Source organism: Amycolatopsis lurida, from assembly GCF_900105055.1.
GTDB lineage: Bacteria > Actinomycetota > Actinomycetes > Mycobacteriales > Pseudonocardiaceae > Amycolatopsis > Amycolatopsis lurida.
In genome coordinates this window covers 4,244,860-4,263,378 of the sequence record NZ_FNTA01000004.1, presented here as the reverse complement: position 1 = coordinate 4,263,378, position 18,519 = coordinate 4,244,860, and the positions used below count along the sequence as shown (strand labels likewise).

General features: G+C 67.6%; 17 protein-coding genes. 8 read left to right on the top strand and 9 right to left on the bottom strand.

Annotation, left to right across the window (positions count from 1 at the left end; all coding sequences use genetic code 11):
• Positions 1 to 15: 15 nt before the first annotated feature.
• Entirely contained in the window at positions 16 to 2,361 is a 2,346-nt protein-coding gene (locus BLW75_RS25310; protein ID WP_034314123.1) for a hypothetical protein, read from the bottom strand.
• 647 nt (positions 2,362 to 3,008) lie between these two features.
• On the opposite strand from BLW75_RS25310, the gene BLW75_RS25305 reads away from it, so the two are divergent.
• Genes BLW75_RS25305 through BLW75_RS25290 form a run of 4 tightly spaced genes read left to right on the top strand, consistent with a single transcriptional unit; the run spans position 3,009 to position 6,081 of the window.
• Entirely contained in the window at positions 3,009 to 3,506 is a 498-nt protein-coding gene (locus BLW75_RS25305) for a hypothetical protein (protein WP_034314416.1), read from the top strand.
• A complete protein-coding gene (locus BLW75_RS25300; RefSeq protein WP_034314125.1) occupies positions 3,506 to 4,117 on the top strand; it encodes a DUF3558 domain-containing protein in 612 nt (203 codons plus the stop codon). The genes BLW75_RS25305 and BLW75_RS25300 overlap by 1 nt, the downstream gene beginning before the upstream one ends.
• Before the next feature lie 3 nt (positions 4,118 to 4,120).
• Positions 4,121 to 5,335, top strand: coding sequence for a hypothetical protein (locus tag BLW75_RS25295; protein ID WP_091598320.1), 1,215 nt, complete (start codon positions 4,121 to 4,123; stop codon positions 5,333 to 5,335).
• Between the two features lie 2 nt (positions 5,336 to 5,337).
• Complete coding sequence (locus tag BLW75_RS25290) at positions 5,338 to 6,081, top strand: ESX secretion-associated protein EspG (protein WP_034314130.1); 744 nt, start codon at positions 5,338 to 5,340, stop codon at positions 6,079 to 6,081.
• Here BLW75_RS25290 and BLW75_RS25285 read toward each other — a convergent pair.
• The 4 genes from BLW75_RS25285 to BLW75_RS25270 form a co-directional block, all read right to left on the bottom strand.
• Positions 6,078 to 6,833 carry an amino acid ABC transporter ATP-binding protein gene (locus BLW75_RS25285; RefSeq protein WP_034314132.1) on the bottom strand — a complete coding sequence of 252 codons (756 nt, stop codon included), beginning with the start codon at positions 6,831 to 6,833 and terminating at the stop codon, positions 6,078 to 6,080. The genes BLW75_RS25290 and BLW75_RS25285 overlap by 4 nt on opposite strands.
• Entirely contained in the window at positions 6,830 to 7,633 is an 804-nt protein-coding gene (locus BLW75_RS25280; protein WP_034314135.1) for an amino acid ABC transporter permease, read from the bottom strand. The genes BLW75_RS25285 and BLW75_RS25280 overlap by 4 nt, the downstream gene beginning before the upstream one ends.
• Positions 7,634 to 7,708: 75 nt before the next feature.
• The gene (locus tag BLW75_RS25275) at positions 7,709 to 8,518 is read right to left on the bottom strand and encodes a basic amino acid ABC transporter substrate-binding protein (RefSeq protein WP_034314137.1); all 810 of its coding nucleotides are present in this window, start codon (positions 8,516 to 8,518) and stop codon (positions 7,709 to 7,711) included.
• A 217-nt stretch (positions 8,519 to 8,735) separates the two neighbouring features.
• Positions 8,736 to 9,023, bottom strand: a complete 288-nt coding sequence (locus BLW75_RS25270) for a hypothetical protein (protein ID WP_143055355.1) — start codon at positions 9,021 to 9,023, stop codon at positions 8,736 to 8,738.
• A gap of 200 nt (positions 9,024 to 9,223) precedes the next feature.
• Between BLW75_RS25270 and BLW75_RS25265 the strand changes: the two genes are divergently transcribed.
• Genes BLW75_RS25265 through BLW75_RS25255 form a run of 3 tightly spaced genes read left to right on the top strand, consistent with a single transcriptional unit; the run spans position 9,224 to position 12,683 of the window.
• On the top strand, positions 9,224 to 10,885 hold the full coding sequence (locus tag BLW75_RS25265; RefSeq protein WP_167373517.1) for a circularly permuted type 2 ATP-grasp protein: 1,662 nt from the start codon (positions 9,224 to 9,226) through the stop codon (positions 10,883 to 10,885).
• Between the two features lie 11 nt (positions 10,886 to 10,896).
• On the top strand, positions 10,897 to 11,844 hold the full coding sequence (locus BLW75_RS25260; RefSeq protein WP_034314142.1) for an alpha-E domain-containing protein: 948 nt from the start codon (positions 10,897 to 10,899) through the stop codon (positions 11,842 to 11,844).
• Positions 11,841 to 12,683 (top strand): transglutaminase family protein, encoded by an 843-nt coding sequence (locus BLW75_RS25255; RefSeq protein ID WP_034314145.1) that lies wholly within the window; start codon positions 11,841 to 11,843, stop codon positions 12,681 to 12,683. Before BLW75_RS25260 ends, BLW75_RS25255 begins: the two co-directional genes overlap by 4 nt.
• Here the strand turns inward: BLW75_RS25255 and BLW75_RS25250 are convergent.
• A complete protein-coding gene (locus BLW75_RS25250; RefSeq protein ID WP_034314148.1) occupies positions 12,680 to 13,684 on the bottom strand; it encodes a FecCD family ABC transporter permease in 1,005 nt (334 codons plus the stop codon). The genes BLW75_RS25255 and BLW75_RS25250 overlap by 4 nt on opposite strands.
• Positions 13,681 to 14,664: a FecCD family ABC transporter permease gene (locus BLW75_RS25245; protein ID WP_091599934.1), complete on the bottom strand. Its 984-nt coding sequence runs from the start codon at positions 14,662 to 14,664 to the stop codon at positions 13,681 to 13,683. Before BLW75_RS25245 ends, BLW75_RS25250 begins: the two co-directional genes overlap by 4 nt.
• Positions 14,665 to 14,779: 115 nt before the next feature.
• Here BLW75_RS25245 and BLW75_RS25240 point away from each other — a divergent pair, with 115 nt between their 5' ends.
• Entirely contained in the window at positions 14,780 to 15,778 is a 999-nt protein-coding gene (locus BLW75_RS25240) for an ABC transporter substrate-binding protein (RefSeq protein ID WP_034314152.1), read from the top strand.
• A gap of 89 nt (positions 15,779 to 15,867) precedes the next feature.
• Here the strand turns inward: BLW75_RS25240 and BLW75_RS25235 are convergent, their stop codons facing one another.
• Positions 15,868 to 16,725: an alpha/beta fold hydrolase gene (locus tag BLW75_RS25235; RefSeq protein ID WP_034314154.1), complete on the bottom strand. Its 858-nt coding sequence runs from the start codon at positions 16,723 to 16,725 to the stop codon at positions 15,868 to 15,870.
• A gap of 82 nt (positions 16,726 to 16,807) precedes the next feature.
• On the bottom strand, positions 16,808 to 18,220 hold the full coding sequence (locus tag BLW75_RS25230) for a M20/M25/M40 family metallo-hydrolase (RefSeq protein ID WP_198935759.1): 1,413 nt from the start codon (positions 18,218 to 18,220) through the stop codon (positions 16,808 to 16,810).
• Positions 18,221 to 18,519 lie beyond the last annotated feature (299 nt).

The following is an 18,519-nucleotide window of genomic DNA, read 5'->3' as shown; positions in this document are numbered from 1 at the left end:
GTATGTGAAATACCCTCAGTTGTCACGGCGGAGCATGCGACTTATACCGGCCGCCACCGTCGTCGCCAGCACCCAGCCCGAGGCGGTGAACCCGGCCGCGACCCAGTTGTCCATGCCGTGCATGTACCAGCGCGACTTGTTGCCGAAGTCGACGATCGGGACCAGGAGGTCGATCGTGTAGAGCACCGGATTCCACTGCAGCCCGGTGTCGTCCTGGTTGACCAGGCACCGCGGCCCGCTCACCGTGAGCTTCGGATTCGTGATGCAGTCGTCGACGCCGAGCCCGAACCACAGACTCCCCAGTACGAGCAGCGTCAGCAGCCAGCCCAGCGCACGCACCGGGCGGAAGCCGTAGCCGACCATCGACCGCTGCAACCAGCTCCACACGTGCACGCCGGGCCCGAAGAACTTGAAGCCCTTCGCTAGCGCCTCATACCGGAACTGCTGTTTCTTCAGCAGCACCGTGGAGGCGTGCTCTTCGTTACCGGACGCGCGCAGCGTCGCCGCCAGCTGGTCGTAGGGTCCCGGGCGGTAACCGTCCATCGCCTTGCGCAGCAACACGATCCGATGGTCGATCGCCCGGTCGTCGTCGAGCGCGATGTCCTCTTGCAGTGCGTCGTACCGGAAATCCTCCAGCTCGATGCCGCTCGTCGACGCCCAGAACGCCTCGTTGTCGCCCAGCGTCCCGCAATGCGCGCGCCGCAGCACGATCCGGCCGTCCGGCGGGACACCGGGCGTGAGCAGGAATTCGTCGGCCGAGACATCACTGCCGTCGAGCGCGATCCCGTGCTGCGGCAGGGAACCCAGCCGCGCGCCGCGGAAGTCGACGCGCCGGGCGACCTGTGCACCGTCGAGGTTGACCCCGCCCTGCGCGACGAACGGGCGTTCCTTGTTTTCGGTGAGGATCAGGTCCCGGCCGATCCGCGCGGTGCGGACGTCCAGCGAGTAACTGGTGCGGGTGCGGGCGCCGGGCTCGGTCAGGCTCGTGCCGAAGAGGTTCACGCTGCCGCCGATTTCGGCGCCCTGTAACCGCAAGGTGCCCTGGACTGTCGCGTCGGTGAGCTGGAAGTTGCCCGCGATCTTCGCGCGCCGCGCGGAAAAGACGTCGCGGCGCGGGTGGAGGAACATCGAGTTCCACGCCAGCACGTTGCCGCCGACGGTGATGTCGGCCATGCGCAACTGCCCGGACGGCACCCGCAGGCTCGTCGCCTCCAGATCGCCGCCGATGGTGGTCCCGTCGAGGTGGATCGCGCGGTCGTAGTAGGGAATGGTCTGCCCGCGGACGACCTGGACCTCGGCACCGGCCAGCCGCAGCGAACCGCCGATCCTGGCGTTGACCATCCGCAGCGTCCCGGTCGCCTGCATCCCGTCGCTCAGCTCGAGGTTTCCCTTGACCGTCGAGCGATCCGCGACCAGCGCCGGCCGCGGATCGATGTAGGGATCGTTCGACTTCCACGCGTCGACGACGATCGGCCCGGATTGGTTCACCGAAAGCCTCGCCTCGCGCAAAATGATGTCACTGTCCACAGTGGCGCTCGGCAGGAACATGATCCCGCTGGCGGAGAAGCGTTTCCGCTGCGCGGCGGGCCCGTAGTTGTCCACCTCGCACAACAGGCTGCCGCCGATGTGGATGCCGTTCCCGTTGAGCGCGAAGCCGTCCCGGTTGTTCAGCGTCGCGCCGGAGAAGTTGACGTTACCGCCGGCGCGCATCCCGGGGATGCGGACTTCCCCGTTGGCCACCATCCGATACGCCAGCAACGCGCCGACGATGTTGACCCGGTCGGCTTGGATCGCCTTGCCGCGCGGATGCGTGATCACCGTGCGGGTCAGCACGACCGATCCCTCGATGACCGCGTCGGTGAGGTTGACCGCCGCGTTCGGCATCCCGCGCTCGCGATCGTCGCCGCGCTGGACCGTGGTCTCCTCGATCTCGTGCTCGGCGTCGACGTGCACGACACTGCGGATGAGGCGGACGTCGTTGCGGGTGCGGAGATTGCGCGCCTTGAGCCCGGGCAGCCAGCACTTGCGGAACACGAGCCCGAGCAGATGCGCCTCGCGGACGTCCGGCGGATGCTCGAACCGGCACCGCTCGAACCGGAACAGATACTTGATATCGGCCGCGCGCAGATCGAGCGTCCCGGTGATGTACGCGTCCTCGACCTGCACGATCGGCGCGTTGGTCGCCTGGCGACGCCAGCGGAGCAGCCCCGTCGTACCCGGCTTCATCAGCTCGGACGCCGGGACCTCGTACCGCTTGTCGGGGTTGGGATCGAACGGATCGAGCGGCGGCAGGGACGTGTCGCCGTTCTGGTCACCTTCTCCCGGATCGCGCGGCCCGTTGTTGCGCCGAAAACCCGGCATCGTTTCGTTCCCTCCCCCGTCGTTCCTCCGGCACCAGCGAAGCCGATCACACACGGGATTCGCAAGTGGCCCAGGACATCAGACCGGAAACTGCCACGTAACTACGACGGCAGAACGGTCGCCCCGGGTTCCGGACCAGGCCGTTCGGGTTTGCGGTGGTGATCTTGGGCGGATCGGCCGCCGGATCCGTGGTTCGCCGCTACGGTCACTCACCGGAGTCAGCGGTGGGCTCCGGGTAGGTCGCGTCCTTGGCGGCCCGTGGGGGAGGCACGGCATGAAGCAGAACATCCTGCTCGCTCTCGTGGCGGTTTCAGCGCTCACCGCCGGTCTCCTACCGGCAGCAAAGGTGGCTTGAGCAGCCTTATGCGAAGGCCACCCCCAGGCGTCATCCATGACAACGGTGGTGCAGGAAGGGTCGTCGTCTCGCTCGCGGTCGGCATCCGGAACGACCTCACGCCGCAAGAAGTCCTGACCACGCGAAACCATCAATAAGGACAAACCACGCCGAGCCACCCACCTTTCGATGGTGATCTTCCTCGAAGTGGCTGATCAACGGTTTACCTGCTGCTATCGTCACCGGTTGGAGTCAGTAGGAAACTACGGGTAGGTCGCCCCCCCCATCGCGGCCCGTGCGGGGAGGCACGTCGATGACTGGACCGGGACGCGGCCCTCAGGGGGTCTACGACCAGATAAACGGGCCGGGGCCGCAGGCGCCACCACAAGGCTCCGGGTTGATCCAGGGCGCCGCTGCAGCGCCACCCCCGCCGCCGAATTACGGCGAGCTGGGCAGCGGGCAAGCGAAGGCCGACTTCGCGGCCGCCTCGGCGAACGGCGGCTGGGAGTTCGACCCTGCCGCCATGGACGCCGTGATCAAGTCTCTTGAAGACTGCCTCGAGAGCGACTTCCGCAAGGCACGTCGAGAGGCCGACGTGCTGAATCAGATCCAGCCACCGGGCCATGAAGTCGGCAGCGAGGGATACACGGTCGCTGCTAACAACTCGGGAAGTTCGTACCAGGCATTCATGCAGGGGGCGTGGGACTACACGAACTCGTACCTGGACACTTTGAGGCAAATCCGGACTGCTTATCAGAACCAGGATCAAGCAGCCATTGACGCGCTCCGCCAGATCGGGAAGGCCGACTGATGCTCCACACCAGGAAGTTCGTGTCCGTAGCCGCAGTGAGCGGCTTGCTGCTGGTGAGCGGATGCAGCGACCCCAAGACGGGCAACGCGACCTCGGCCGCCCCGACTGCACCTACCTCTGCTCGACTGCCCTCGAACGGCGCTCCTGCTGTGACCGACCCGATCCTGAATACCGCTCAAGCCGAATCGGACCCGTGCAGCACGGTAGCCACCGCTCAGATCGAGGAGCTCGGCGGAAAGGTCGAGAAGACAGAGGTCGACGACGGGACTTTCGGGAAGAGCTGTGGCTGGATCTTCGAAGCAGGGCCAAGCAGCGTGACCGCGGGCCTCCTGCCTGGCAACAAGGATGGGCTGAGCAGTCTCTACGCAAAACACGCGCAAGGCGGACTCTCCACTTTCAAGCCGATCGACTCGATCGAAGGGTATCCGGGCGTCATTTACGACAACGGCGGAGAGGGCAAGGGGCGATGCGTACTCGCGGTAGGCGTGCGTGACGACCTCACCTATACGGTCACACCGCTCCTGGCCACTGGAAACCCCATGCTGTCAGATCCCTGTAGTTTGGCCACCAAGGTCGCTGCCGCGGCGATCAAGAAGCTCAAGGGAGCTTAGGCCATGACCTATAGCGGCTGGGAGATCTTCACCAAGCTCAACGCCAACCCCTCCACTACGGAGACTCTCGACAAGGCACAGGTTGCCTCGCACAAGTTGATGGTCTTCCACGAAAACTTCAGCAAGGCGATGGAAAACAGCCAAACCGCGCTCACTTCCTTCTGGAAGGGCAAGGCCGCCGACAGCGGCGTAGCGGGCCTGGCGCCGCTCATCGCGACCTCCATGATCGCGGGCGAGAACATGGATCGCGCCCGTCAGTCGATGTTCGACCAGAACGCCTCTTTCCATTACACGCGTGGCAATGTCCGCCCGGTCGAGAAGGAGCGCGCGGGGGACAGCGGGCCCGAGGACGTTTTGTCCATCGGCGCGAGTGACGACGAGATCGCGGCGGCGAAGTTCGACGCGGACACGAAGCACAACGTCGAGATCTACGAGCCGTATTACCAGAGCACCCAGCCGCGGCAGCAGTCGCTCGCACCGGCTTATCCGGCCGCGCACGATCCGAACGTCTCGTCCGGGCCGATCACGCCGGATCCGGTCGATCCCGGTCAGACCAAGGTCAGTGGGTTCAGCGGCGGGCCCGGCGACTCCGGGCGGCACGGTGGCCCCGGTGGGTACACCGGCGGGCCGAGTTCGTACAACGCGCCTCCGGGCGCCGAGGGTTATCAGGCGCCGAGGCCGCCGCAGGTCCCGCAGCCGCCGAGGGTTCCGCAGGTCCCACGACCGCTGCCTTCGCCGCGGCCGAACGATCGGACCGAGTTGTCCAGCTCGGACCACCGGGTGCAGGGGCGTCCAGGCAATTTCCCGCCGCCCAGCTTCGGGCCGGGCGGGCCAGGCCCCGGCGGGCCTGGTGGCGGCAGCGGTTTCGGTCCGGGAACGGGCGGGTTCAGCGGTGGTTTCGGGCCCGGCGGAGGGTTCGGGCCGGGCGGCGCGACGGGCGGGCCGGGAAGCATGGGGCCCGGTCGCGGCGTCGGCGCCGCCATGCCCGGCGAAGGCGCGATGCGCGGGCCAGCGGGCACGCCGGCGGGAGGTCCGGCGGCGGGACGCCCCGGCGCGCCTGGCATGGGTGGCGGCGGCATGGGTGCCGGTGCAGGCAAGGGCAAGGGCGGTGAGGACGAAGAGCACCAGCGCAAGATCATGCTGCAGGAAGAGGACGGCGACTCGCTCTTCGGCGGCTACGACGGGGACAAGCCGGTTCCGCCGGTGATCGGCGCGTAATCGTGCTGCGGAAACCCGTCGAGCTGACGCTCCAGACCTACGAAACCCTGCTGGACCAACACAATCTCGGCGACATCCATCCGACGCTCGTCCGCGGCGCGCAGTGGTACCTGCCCGAGGAACGCCGCGAGCTCGCGGCCACCGCGCAGTCCGAATTGGACGGACAGGGTCTGCTCACCCGTGGCCGGATCGACGACGAATTCCTCGACACGCTGCGGTTTCTGCAGCGGCCCGCGGTGGAGTACTACTCGTGGGTGAAGTCCGAGGGGCGTGAGCGGACCGTTCGCGCCGCGGGCAGCGGCCGGGAAGCGGTCACGGTCGTCTTGGTCGACAAGGTCGTCTATCTGACACCGACGCGGCCGGACACCCTGGCGCAGGATTTCACCGGCCTGCTCCCCGAGGCCCCCGCCGCGCGCACACCGTCCCTGAACTGTTCGGAAGACGACCTGCAGATCCTGATGAAGGGCGAAACGCTGACCGGCGGCGGCCCGAGCATCCGTGACGCCAAGAAGATCCTCCAGTGGATCCGGTCGCCGCACACCTTCTTCGGCAGGCTTTACGTCGCCATCCGTGACGGTGGCGGCAACCGGAAACGCGTCGAGAGACCACCGGGCTGGATGGACACCGATCAGGGCCGCGTCGTGTTCGGCCCGGACGCCAAGGGCTGGGTGAGCCTCATGGGCGCCGGGCCGCACGAAATCGTCGCGAAGGTCGTCCAGCTGGAGTCGCAGCTTCGCGGGCGTTAGCCCTGGTGGTTCGGGTTCAGGACGCGTGAGAGGAATGTCTTAGTGCGTTCCTCCTGCGGGTCCCCGATCACCTGGTCCGGCGCGCCCTGCTCGACGACGACGCCACCGTCCATGAACAGCACGATGTCGGCCACCTCGCGGGCGAACTGCATCTCGTGCGTGACGACGAGCATCGTCATGCCCTCCTGCGCGAGCTGCCGCATGACCGCGAGGACGTCGCCGACCAGTTCGGGGTCCAGCGCCGAGGTCGGTTCGTCGAACAGCATGACGTCGGGGTCCATCGACAGCGCCCTGGCGATCGCGACGCGTTGCTGCTGCCCGCCGGAAAGCTGCGTCGGCAGCGAAGACTCCTTCTCCGCCAGCCCGACCTTCGCGAGATTTTCCCGGGCGATGCGCACCGCCTCGTCTTTGCCTCGCTTCAACACCTTGCGCTGAGCGACGGTGAGGTTGTCGAGCACGCTCAGGTGCGAGAAGAGGTTGAACGACTGGAAGACCATGCCGATCTTCGTGCGGGCGCCGTCGATGTCGACGTCCGGGTCGGTGATCTCGCTGCCGTTGACGACGATCTTGCCCTGCTGTGGTTCCTCGAGGAGGTTGACGCAGCGCAGGAGCGTCGACTTGCCCGAGCCCGACGGGCCGATGATGCAGACGACCTGGCCCCGCTGGACCGTCAGGTCGATGCCCTTGAGCACCTCGAGCTCGCCGAACGCCTTGTGCAGTCCCGAAACCTCGACGATCGTCTGGGTGCTCATACCGTTCCTCCGCCGGGCACTCCGGCTCCGTATTTCTTCTCTAGCCGCTGCTGCAGGATCGACAGCGGGATGGTGATGACCAGGTAGCACAGACCGGCGACGACGATCGGGGTCAGGCCCTTGGCCTCGAGCAGTGCCTGGCGGCTGAACTGCGCGAGTTCCTGCTGCGCCGGGGTGGTGCCGAGCAGGAACGCCAGCGACGAGTCCTTCGTCAGCATGATCAGCTCGTTGGCCAGCGGCGGCAGGATGATCCGGAACGCCTGCGGGATCACGACGGTGATCATCGTGCGGGCGGGTGACATACCGAGCGAACGCGCGGCTTCGACCTGTCCGCGCGGCACCGCCTGGATACCGGCGCGGATGGTTTCCGCCATGTAGGCGGACGACACGATGCCCAGCGCCAGCATGATCGCGACGTTGCGCGGCAGGGTCGTGTCGAACGCGGTCGGCACGCCGATGCCGACGGCGAGGAAGATCAGCAGCGCGGGCAGGCCGCGGAAGAACTCGATGTACCCGCGCGCGAACCAGCGGTACGGGCCGACCGAGGAAAGTCTCATCAGGGCGAGCAGCAGGCCCAGCCCGAGGCCGAGCACGAAGCCCAGCGCGGTGAAGACGATGGTGTTCTTCAGTGCGACGGTGATGACGTCCGGGAACTGCTTGGCGGCGACTTCGAGATCGAAGAACGCCTTGCCGATCCGGCTCCAGTCGGCCAGCAGCGCGAGCACGATGACGATCACCAGCAGCAGGACGTACTGCCCGGTCCGGAAGGCCGAACGTCGCTGGCGGCGGCTCAGAGCCATTTCTCTCCTCAAACAGGTGGCGACAAGCCTGTGGCCGGTGCGTGGGCACCGGCCACAGGGCGGCTTCAACTAGTGCTAGGCGGCACCGCCCGGCTGCCAGGTCGGCGCCTTGCCGAACCACTTCTGGTAGATCTGCGCGTAGGAGCCGTCCGCCGCGGAGGCCTTGAGCACCTCGTTGATCTTGCCGAGGAGGGCGCTGTTGCCCTTCTTCACGCCGATGCCGTAGAACTCGTTCGTCTTGAACTCGGTGACGACCGTCGTGTCCGGGTTCGTCTTCGCGAAGTCGTAGAGCACGCCGTTGTCGTTGACGCCCGCGTCGACCGTGCCGTTCTTGACGGCCTGCTCCAGCAGCGCGAGGTCGTCGAAGGTGACGATTTCGGCGCCGGCGGCCTTCTCCTTGGCGTAGTCGGCGCCGGTGGTGGCCGACTGGACACCGATCTTCTTGCCCGCCACGTTCGAGAGGTCCTTGATCGGCGAACCGGTCTTGACCAGCAGCGCCTGGGTCGCCTCGAAGTACGGGTCGGAGAAGTCGAACTTCTCCTTGCGCTTGTCGGTGATCGTCATACCCGCGGCGGCGAGGTCGCACTGTCCGGTGTTCATCGCTTCGCCGGACTCGATGGTTTCGAAGGCGATGTCGACGATGCTCTGCTCGACACCCAGCTTCTTGCCGACCAGGTCGACCAGGTCGACGTCGAAACCGACGATCTTGTCACCCTGCTTGACCTGGAAGGGCTGGTAGGGCAGGTGCGTGCAGGTGGTGATCTTGCCGGACGCGACGAGCTGGACGCCGCCGGCCGCGGTTCCGCCTTCCTCGCCGCACGCGGACAGCGCACCCGCGGCCAGGGCGAGCGCCGGGATCAGGGCGAGCGCTTTGAATCGAGCCACGTCGTCACTCCTCGTAGTTCCCATGTGTCGAGAGCACGCATATTGCCACTCATCCGGCGGCAAGCACAGCACCGAGACGTTACAGCGCCGTTTCCACCGAAGATCGTCTCGACGAGGGGGTGGAGCCGACCTCGGTCCCCGTGGGTCCCGACAGGGGTTCGACTGGCCCAGCACATGAAACACGGTGGGGCACCGAAGCGCCCCACCGCCGCACTAATTACTTGTTCCAGTAATCGAACACGTAGCCGTTGTAGCAGATACCCGCACAACTGGGGTCGACAGGAAAGTACTGGAGCGGTCCAACGTTGTAATACCGGGCGAATTCGCTCCGCTCCCGGACACAGCTGTTATAGTTATGGCCGCACCAGCGACTCTTGACATCCGCCACGCCGGCACTGGCCGACGACGCCGCGACACCGTCCTGAGCAGCCATCGCGACACCCGGAACAGCCAACGCCGCCACTGCGGCACCGGCCACGATGAACGTCTTCACAAGATTCTTCACAATTCCCCTTGAAAATTGCATGTAAAATTCAGAGTCTGCTTATCCAGCAGATAATGCGCGAGTTATGACATGGCGAAACGCCAAACAGAATCCAACCTTCCCCAGTCAGGTTTGAATACGTCCGCGGAGGTTAGCATCAGGTTGATCAGTCCACCAAGCCAACCCCGGGACCTCGCGCCGGACGGGGTCCATGGGTCACGATGGCCCCCATGAACAACAACTCGGCGCCGCGGCTCCCACCTGCGGGCCGCCGCCCCCGGACGACGACGTCGGCTCGGCGCGCGGCGAAACCCGGGGCGCAGTTCGACGGCTATCTCTCGCCGTCCCGGCCGCACGCGGGCGCGTACGACGAGATGTTCATGGCCGACGGCACGGTCCGCCAGCCGTACCGGGCGCTGTACGAATCGATCTCCGCGCTGACGTCGGCCGACCTCTCGTCCCGGTCGGCGGCGATCGACCGGGCCATGGTGGACCAGGGCATCACGTTCTCGCTGTCCGGCCAGGAACGCCCGTTCCCGCTCGACCTGGTGCCGCGCGTGATCACCTCCGCCGAATGGAGCAAACTCGAACGCGGTGTGGCGCAACGGGTTCGCGCGCTCGAAGCGTTCCTCGCCGATGTGTACGGCGACCGGCAGATCCTGCGCGACGGCGTGCTCCCGCGACGGCTGATCACCTCGTGTGAGCATTTCCAGCGCGAGGCGTTCGGGATCAACCCGCCCAACGGCGTCCGCATCCATGTGTCCGGTGTGGACCTGGTACGGGACGAAGAGGGCACCTTCCGGGTGCTGGAGGACAATCTCCGCAACCCGTCCGGCGTGTCGTACGTGATGGAGAACCGCCGCACGATGGCGCGCGTGTTCCCGGACCTGTTCGCCCAGCACCGGGTCCGCCCGGTCGGCGATTACGCCTCGCATCTGCTGCGCGCGCTGCGGGCGGCGGCCGCGGCGAACGTCGCCGACCCGATGGTCGTCGTGCTCACCCCCGGCGTGCACAACTCCGCCTACTTCGAGCATTCGCTGCTGGCCCGGCTGATGGGGGTCGAACTGGTCGAAGGCCGCGACATGTTCTGCCGTGACAACGTCGTCTACCTGCGCACCACCGAGGGCGAACGGCAGGTCGACGTCATCTACCGGCGGATCGACGACGAGTTCCTCGATCCGGTGCACTACCGGCCGGATTCCGTGCTCGGCGTGGCCGGGGTCCTGAACGCGGCGCGCGCGGGCAACGTGGTGATCGCGAACGCGGTCGGCAACGGCGTCGGCGACGACAAGCTCGTCTACACCTACGTGCCCGAGATGGTGAAGTACTACCTCAACGAAAAGCCGCTGCTGCCCAACGTGGACACCTTCCGGTGCTGGCTGCCGGACGAGTTCGACCACGTCATGCGGCATATGGACGAGCTGGTGATCAAACCGGTCGAAGGCTCCGGCGGCTACGGCATCGTGTTCGGCCCGGACGCGACGCAGGCGGAGCTGACCGCGCTCAAACGTAAGGTCCGGGCGCACAAACGCGGCTGGATCGCGCAGCCGGTGGTCCAGCTGTCCACTGTTCCGTCCAAAGTAGACGATCGGCTGGCGCCGCGGCACGTCGACCTCCGCCCGTTCGCGGTCAACGACGGCAAGGAGATCTTCGTGCTGCCGGGCGGGCTGACCAGGGTCGCGCTCCCGGAGGGCAGCCTGGTGGTCAACTCGTCGCAGGGCGGCGGTTCCAAGGACACCTGGGTACTGGCGACGCGGTCCTCGACGGCGGAGCGGGAACTGGAACGGCCCGCGCTCGGCGCCCTGTCCCAAGTGGACGGTCTGGTCGCCGAACAGGGCCCCGAGCTGACCACCACCCAGCAACAGCAGCAGCAACAGGCATAAGGGAGGTTGATGTGCTCGCCCGCAACGCGGAATCGCTGTACTGGATCGGCCGGTACGTCGAACGCGCCGATGACACCTCCCGGATCCTCAACGTCTCCGTGCACCAGCTGCTCGAAGACGCGAGCGTCGACCCGGACCACGCGAGCCGCCAGCTGCTCGCCGTCCTCGGCATCTCACCGGAGGGCATGGACTCGCTCGACGTGTGGAAGCTGACCGAACTGGTCGCCTACGCCAAGGACAATCCCGCGTCGATCGTCGGTTCGATCAACTCCGCCCGCGAGAACACCCGCGGCGCCCGCGAGGTCGTTTCGACCGAGCTGTGGGAATGCCTGAACGCGACCTGGAACGCGGTGCCGGACCGGCAGCGGTACGCGCGCCGCGCCGGTCCGCACGCCTTCCTGTCCTTTGTGGAGGAACGGGCGGCGATGTTCGCCGGGCTCGCGGATTCGACGATGAGCCGCGACGACGGCTGGCTGTTCATGGTGCTCGGCCGGTCGGTCGAACGCGCGGACATGGTGGTGCGGCTGCTGCTCTCACGGGTCCAGGACAGCGCGTCGTCACCCGGCTGGATCACGGTGCTCCGTTCGGCGGGCGCGCAGGACACCTACCTGCGGACCTATCGCGGCGCGCTCGACGCCGGCCGCGTCGTACAGTTCCTGTTGCGGGACACGCTCTTCCCGCGTTCGGTGTTCCACGCGCTGCGGCAGGCGGAGGAGTGCCTGGAGCGGCTGGACCCCGGCGTCAACTCGCGGGCCAACGAGAAGTCCGAGGCGCTGCGGCAGCTGGGCCGCGCGCGCAGTGAGCTGGAGTTCCTGCGGCCGTCTGATCTGCTGGAGGACCTGCCGAAACGGCTCGGCGCCCTGCAGACTTCGATCAAGGACATCGGCGACGCGGTTTCGGTGCAGTACTTCCATTCGTCGCCTTGGGTGGCCTGGAGTGGTGCGGAGGTTTCGCTGTGACCTGGCAGCTTCGGGTGGCCCACCGGACCGGGTACCGGTACGCGACGCCGGCCACGCAGTCGTACAACGAGGCGCGGCTGACCCCGCGCTCCGACCGGCGGCAGACCACCGTCGTCAACCGCGTCGAGACGACGCCCGCGACCCGTGCCTATCGGTACACGGATTACTGGGGCACCGTCGTGACCTCGTTCGACCTTCACGCGCCGCACACCGAGTTCACCGTGCTCGCGACGTCGGTGGTCGAGACCGCCGACGAAGGCGAGCCGGTCCGCTCGGCGACGTGGAAGGACCTGCGGAGTGACACCGTCGTCGATCACCGGACCGAGTACCTGACGCCGACGCCGTACACGCCCCGCGACCCGGAGCTGACGAAGGTCGCGCGCGAGCTGCGGAAGGGGCTCGAGCCGGCGGAGGCCGTGCTCGCGGTCTGCGAATGGGTCAACGAGCAGCTCAAGTACCAGCCTGGGACGACCGGCGTGCACAGCACGGCGACCGACGCGTGGCGTGCGCGGGAGGGGGTCTGCCAGGACTTCGCGCATGTCACGCTGGTGATGCTGCGCGCGATCGGCGTCCCGGCGCGGTACGTCTCCGGGTACCTGCACACGAAACCGGAGGCGAAGCTGGGCGAGACGGTCGAAGGCGAAAGCCACGCCTGGGTCGACGTCTGGACCGGCGGCTGGTGGGCCTACGACCCGACGAACGCGATCCCGGTCGGGCCGCGGCACGTCTGGGTCGCGTACGGCCGCGACTACGCCGACGTGCCGCCGCTCAAGGGCATCTTCACCGGTGGCGGCCAGTCCACTTTGGACGTCTCGGTGCAGCTGACCCGGCTGACCTAGGCGCGTCGCCGGAGCAACAGCCAGAGCAGGTACGCGCCGCCGAGCGCCGCCGCGACGACACCCGCGGGCAGCAGCGAAAACTCCAGCAGACGCTGGCCGAGGTAGTCCGCCGCGACGACCAGCGTCGCCCCGACGAAGGCCGACGCCGCCAGGTTGGGCCCCGGCAGACGCGTCATCCGGCGCGCCAGCTGAGGCGCCGCGAGCGCGATGAACGGGAGCGGCCCGGTCGCCGCGGTGGCGGCGGCGACCAGCGCGACCGCGACCAGCACCAGGGTCAGCCGCACCCGGTGCACGTCGACGCCGATACCGGTGGCGGTGTCGTCGCCCATCTCCAGCATGCGCAGCGCGCGGCCGTTCGCGAAGACGATCGGGGCGAACACCGCCATCCCGATCGCCAGCGGCACGAAGTAACTCCAGTCGCGGCCGGAGAGGTCACCGATCAGCCAGCCGACAGCCTGCGCGGCGGCTTCGAGGTTCGCCTTCACCAGCAGGTACGAGTTCACCCCGACCAGCACCGCGCTGACGGCGATCCCGAGCAGCACCAGCCGCGAACTCAACAGGCCGTGCGGTGCGCACAACGCCATCACGACCAGCGCGGTCAGCAAGCCGCCTGCCAGCGCACCGAGCGAGACGAGGCCAGGGCCGGAGCCGAAGAGCAGCAGGGCCGCGATTCCGCCGGTCGCCGAACCGGTGGTGAAGCCGATGATGTCCGGGCTGCCGAGCGGATTACGGGTGATCGTCTGGAAGATCGCCCCGGCCAGCGCGAGTGCGGCGCCGACGAGGATCGCGACCAGCACCCGCGGAAGCCGTCCCATGACGACCAGGTACTGCGCCTTCGTCCCTTGGCCGGCCAGGGTCGCGAGCACTTCGCCGGGGCTCATCTCGTAGTCGCCCGTGCCGACCGAAAGCACGACGAGCGCCAGGACCACCGAGGCCAGCGCGGCGATGACGATCAGCGATCGTCTGTCCAAACGGGACTCGCGACGCACGAGCGAGGTCATCGGCGCACCGCCTTGAGCCGGCGTGCCACGATCACGAACGCGATCCCGCCGACGACGTCGGTCATCACGCCGACCTGGATCTCCCCTGGTGAGCCGAGCAAACGACCGAGGACGTCGCAGCCGAGCAGCAGTACCGGTCCGAGCAGCGCCGAGAGCACCATCACCCAGCGCTCGTCCTGGCCGATCAGCGTCCGGACGACGTGCGGGATCATCAGGCCGACGAAGGCGATCGGCCCGCAGGCCGCGGTCGCCGACGCCGAAAGCAACCCGACGGCGACCATCCCGGCGGCGCGGACGAGCGCCGGATTCGCGCCGAGTCCGCGGGCGGTGTCCTCACCCAGCGCCAGCGCGTTCAGCGCCCGGGCCAGCACGATCGCGATGACCACCCCCGCCACGAAGAACGGCAGCAGCACGGTCAGCTGGTCGGCGTTCCGGTTGACCAGCGAGCCGACCAGCCAGAACCGCATCGCCTGCAGATTGTGTGTGTCGACCATCTGCATGCCCTGGTTGATCCCGACGAACACCGCCTGGACGGCGACGCCGGCCAGCACCAGCCGCAGCGGGCTCGTGGCGCCGCGCGTCCCGCCGATCACCGAGACCAGCGCGGTTCCCGCGAGTGCCCCGGCGAAGGCGAACCAGACGTACTCGCCGGGCGAAGTCACCGAGAACACCGCGGAGCCGAGCACGATCGCGACGGCGGCGCCGTGGTTGATGCCGAGCAGGCCGGGTTCCGCGACCGGGTTGCGGGTGATCGCCTGCATGAGCGAGCCCGCCAGCGCGAGCGCCATCCCGACCAGGACGCCGAGCACTGTGCGAGGCAGGCGATCGTCGCGGACGACGACGTCGGTGTAGCCGCCGTCGTAGGCGAAGAGCGCGTGCAGGACTTCGCCGAGGGAAAGGCGGTTCGAGCCGAAGCCGATCGACAGCAGGATGACCGCGGCGAGCGCTACGAGCGAGCCCGTCAGGACCAGCGTTCGCACGGAAACACTGGTCCTCGGTGATCTGACGCGCTCCGTGACCTGGACCATGGCGTTCACGATAAGGGAAGGCTAGCCTAACGCCGAACTTCGGTCCCTCGGTGAAAGAAGATCCTCCATGCACCTCTCTCGACGCGGCTTCCTCGCCGGCACCGCGGCGCTCGGCGCCACCGGCCTCCTGACCGCCTGCGGTTACCAGGAAGAGGCCCCCACGCAGGGAGCGGGCGCGACCTGGTCGTTCACCGACGACCGCGGCCGCAAACTCGAAGGCGAGCGGCCGACCCGGATCGTCGCGCAGGTGACCGCCGCGGCGGCGCTGTGGGACCTCGGCGTGAAGTCGATCGGGATCTTCGGCCCGTCGAAGTTCGCCGACGGCAAACCGGATCCGCAGGCGGGCGGCGTCGACCTGAACGCGGTGACGTCGCTCGGGAACGTCTACAACGAGTTCAACTTCGACAAGTTCGTCTCGCTGAACCCGCAGCTGCTGGTCAGCGTGATGTACCTGAAGGACCAGATGTGGTACATCCCGGACACGCAGACGGAGAAGATCGACAAGGCCGCGCCGAGCGTCGGCGTCCGGCTGCAGGGGCTCGCGATGCCGGAGGGAATCGCGAAGTTCATCGCGCTGGCGAAGGCGCTCGGAGCCGACACGGAAACCCCGGCGATCAAGGCTGCGAAGGCCGAGTACGAGAAGGCCGACGCCGCGCTCGGTGACGCGATCAAGAAGGCCTCCGCACTGAAGGTCCTCCTGATCTCCGCGCAGAAGGACACCGTCTACATCGCGAACCCGCCGTCGTTCGCGACCTCGAGGCACTATCAGAACAAGGGGATGAACTTCGTCCTCCCCGAGGCGCCGGACCCGAGCCAGGGCGGTTATTACCAGCAGATCAGCTGGGAGAACATCGGCAAGTACACCGCCGACGTGATCATGTACGACAACCGCGGCGGTTCGCTCTCGCTCGGCCCGGACGGCCTCGGCGGCGTGCCGACCTGGGCCCAGCTGCCCGCGGTGAAGGCCGGGAAGCTGATCCCCTGGAACAACGAGACACCGTTCTCGTACCAACGCTTCACGCCGCAGCTGACGGAACTGACCGCGGCGCTGAACAAGTTCGCCTAGTTCAGGAGCGAAGGCGGCGGTACCGCGTGGGCTGGGTGGGTCGTGAGTGGTAAGTGTCGTTCTAACGACACTTACCACTCACGACCCGCTTAGCCCAGGAACTCCCGCAACGCCGCCGCGAGATCGGCCGGGTTGTCCTCGGCCACGTGGTGCCCGGACTCGACGGCGAAACCGCGGACGTCTTCGGCCCATTCGCGCCAAATGACGACCGGATCGCCATAAAGGTCTTCGAGGTCGTCCAGGCTGGACCACAGGACGAGGAGCGGGCACTCGATCTTCCTCCCGGCCGCTTTGTCGGCGTCGTCGGCTTCACGGTCGGGCCCGAGACCCGCGCGGTAGTCCTCGAGCATCGCGTGGACCGTCTCGGGATCATGGATCGCGCGGAGGAAGTCGGCGTGGTTTTCCGCGCCCATCGCTTCGGGATCTCCGCCGTACCAGGCGTCCGGGTCCGCGTTGATCACCCGCTCGGCGGGTTTCGCGAGCTGGCCGAAGAAGAACCAGTGCCACCAAGCCTGCGCGAACTTCGCGTCGGCGCGCGAAAGGTGCTCACCGATCGGGATGCCGTCGAGGATGGCGAGTTTCGTGACGACCTCGGGGTGATCGAGCGCGAGGCGATAGGCGACGGCGCTGCCGCGATCGTGGCCGGCCACGGCGAACCGTTCGTGGCCGAGGTGCCGCATGAGCGCGACGACATGCCTGGCCATGGCACGTTTCGAGTGCGCGGAGTGGTCTTCGGTGGTCTCGGGTTTCGAAGACTGGCCGTAGCCGGGGAGATCCGGGCAGACGACGGTGAACGCGTCCGCGAGCCGGGGCGCGACGTCGTACCAGGTGGTGTGGGTGCGGGGATGTCCGTGCAGGAGTACGACGGGCGGCCCCGATCCGCCGTGGCGGACCCTGAAGGTCACTTCGCCGGTGTCGACGTTTTCGAGCTCGAAGCCTTCGAACATGATCCTCCCGCGCGCAATGAAGGGTCCTTCCCTGGTGAATTCTGCTGGGAAAGGACCCTTCATCGCAGCGTGAGCGAGGGAATCAGCTCCGGGCGTGCGCGTCCAGGATGTGGGCGACCGCCTCGGTGACCCGCTGCGCGAAATCGATGTTCAGCCACTCGTCCGGCACGTGGATGTTCGAGTCCGGCCCGCAGGCGCCCGTGACCACGAACTGCGCGTCCGGGTACTTCTCGCCGAGCAACCCCATGAACGGGATCGACCCGCCCATGCCGTAGCTCTTGTGCGGCGCGCCGAAGACCTCGCCGCTCACGTGGTGCAGGATCTCGTCGAGCCACGGCGCGGTGTCCGGCGCGTTCCAGCCGTTCTCGGCCTGGAAATCGCCGAGCTCCACCGAAGCGTCGTACGGCACGTCGGTGGTGAGGACACGGCGGACCGCCTCCATCGCGGCCTTCGCGTCAGCCGTCGGCGGCAGGCGGAAGCTGAGCGTCAGCGTCGTGCTGTCGCGCAGCACGTTGCCCGCGTCGGCCGGAAGCGGGAAACCCTCCGCGCCGATCACCGAGAGCGTCGGCCGCCACGAGTTGTTGAGCAGCAGTTCCAGATCGTCGTCGGACACCGTCCGGCCGACCACCGGGAAGAGCGTCTTCGCCGCGCCGGGCGCGATCTCGACGACGCCGCGCGCCTCGTCGACGCGGTTCTCCGGGATGTCGACGCTCAGCTCGGCGAGCTTGATCTCGCCGGTCTCGGCGTTCTCGATCCGGTCGAGCAGGACACGCAGGACGCGGAACGAGCTCGCCACGATGCCGCTGGCCATCCCGGAGTGCTGCGCGGATTCGAGCACCTTCACGGTGACGTTGACGTGCAGCATGCCGCGCAGGCTGGTGGTCAGCCACAGTCGCTTGTAGTCGGTGCCGCCGGCGTCGAGGCAGACGACCAGCGAGACCTCGCCGAGCTTCTCCTTCAGGTGCTCGACGTAGGCGGGCAGGTCCGGGCTGCCGGATTCCTCACCGGTCTCCAGCAGCACGACCGCGCGGGAGTGCTCACCGCCGGCGGCGCGCACGGCCTCGATCGCCGTCGTCGCCGCGTAGCCGGAGTAGCCGTCGTCGACCGCGCCGCGGCCGTACAGCCGCCCGTCGCGGATCACCGGCGTCCACGGGTCGAGCCCCTCGGACCAACCGCCGACCGGGGGCTGCTTGTCGAGGTGCCCGTACATGAGCACGGTGCCCTTTTCGGCCGCTTCGGACGTCGCCGGGATGTCGACGACCAGCAGCGGGCTGCGGCCTTCGAGCTCCACGACCTCGAGCGTCGCGCCGGGGATCCCCCGTGCGGCGATCCAGGAGCGGACGTGCTCGACGGCGGCGGCCAGATGCCCGGTCTTCGCCCACTCGGAGTCGAACGCCGGCGACAAGGCGGGGATCGCCACCAGGCCGGACAGGCTGGGAAGGACGTCGTTCGTCCAGTTCGAAACCACGGTTTCGCGTACGGATTTGTGCTCCACGTCCGCCATCCTGCCACGGGTCGCGGAGGGTGTGATGGATCACAGCGGCGGGCACGGATCGTCATCGATCAGGCCGGACAGGACACCCGTCCGGACGAGTCGTCCGCTGGTCGGCCCGCGGGTGAATCCCCTACTTTCGGCGGCCCCACACTCGGGCTTCCTAGCATTTTCCCTGATCAGGCACCCTTTCTCAGCAACAAATCAGCATCCGCCACTGACCAAAACGGCGTCCGGCATGCCAGGATGTCCGCACGAACCGTCAACGCCGACGGTGACCCAGCGCTTCAGATCCGACGCGC

What these genes read in the sequence shown, in the direction of transcription:
- BLW75_RS25240 (WP_034314152.1), top strand. Translation starts at nt 14,780, where the DNA reads ATGCACCTCTCTCGACGCGGCTTCCTCGCCGGCACCGCGGCGCTCGGC.
- BLW75_RS25265 (WP_167373517.1), top strand. Translation starts at nt 9,224, where the DNA reads ATGGCCCCCATGAACAACAACTCGGCGCCGCGGCTCCCACCTGCGGGC.
- BLW75_RS25310 (WP_034314123.1), bottom strand. Translation starts at nt 2,361, where the DNA reads ATGCCGGGTTTTCGGCGCAACAACGGGCCGCGCGATCCGGGAGAAGGT.
- BLW75_RS25300 (WP_034314125.1), top strand. Translation starts at nt 3,506, where the DNA reads ATGCTCCACACCAGGAAGTTCGTGTCCGTAGCCGCAGTGAGCGGCTTG.
- BLW75_RS25305 (WP_034314416.1), top strand. Translation starts at nt 3,009, where the DNA reads ATGACTGGACCGGGACGCGGCCCTCAGGGGGTCTACGACCAGATAAAC.
- BLW75_RS25235 (WP_034314154.1), bottom strand. Translation starts at nt 16,725, where the DNA reads ATGTTCGAAGGCTTCGAGCTCGAAAACGTCGACACCGGCGAAGTGACC.
- BLW75_RS25295 (WP_091598320.1), top strand. Translation starts at nt 4,121, where the DNA reads ATGACCTATAGCGGCTGGGAGATCTTCACCAAGCTCAACGCCAACCCC.
- BLW75_RS25250 (WP_034314148.1), bottom strand. Translation starts at nt 13,684, where the DNA reads ATGACCTCGCTCGTGCGTCGCGAGTCCCGTTTGGACAGACGATCGCTG.
- BLW75_RS25280 (WP_034314135.1), bottom strand. Translation starts at nt 7,633, where the DNA reads ATGGCTCTGAGCCGCCGCCAGCGACGTTCGGCCTTCCGGACCGGGCAG.
- BLW75_RS25285 (WP_034314132.1), bottom strand. Translation starts at nt 6,833, where the DNA reads ATGAGCACCCAGACGATCGTCGAGGTTTCGGGACTGCACAAGGCGTTC.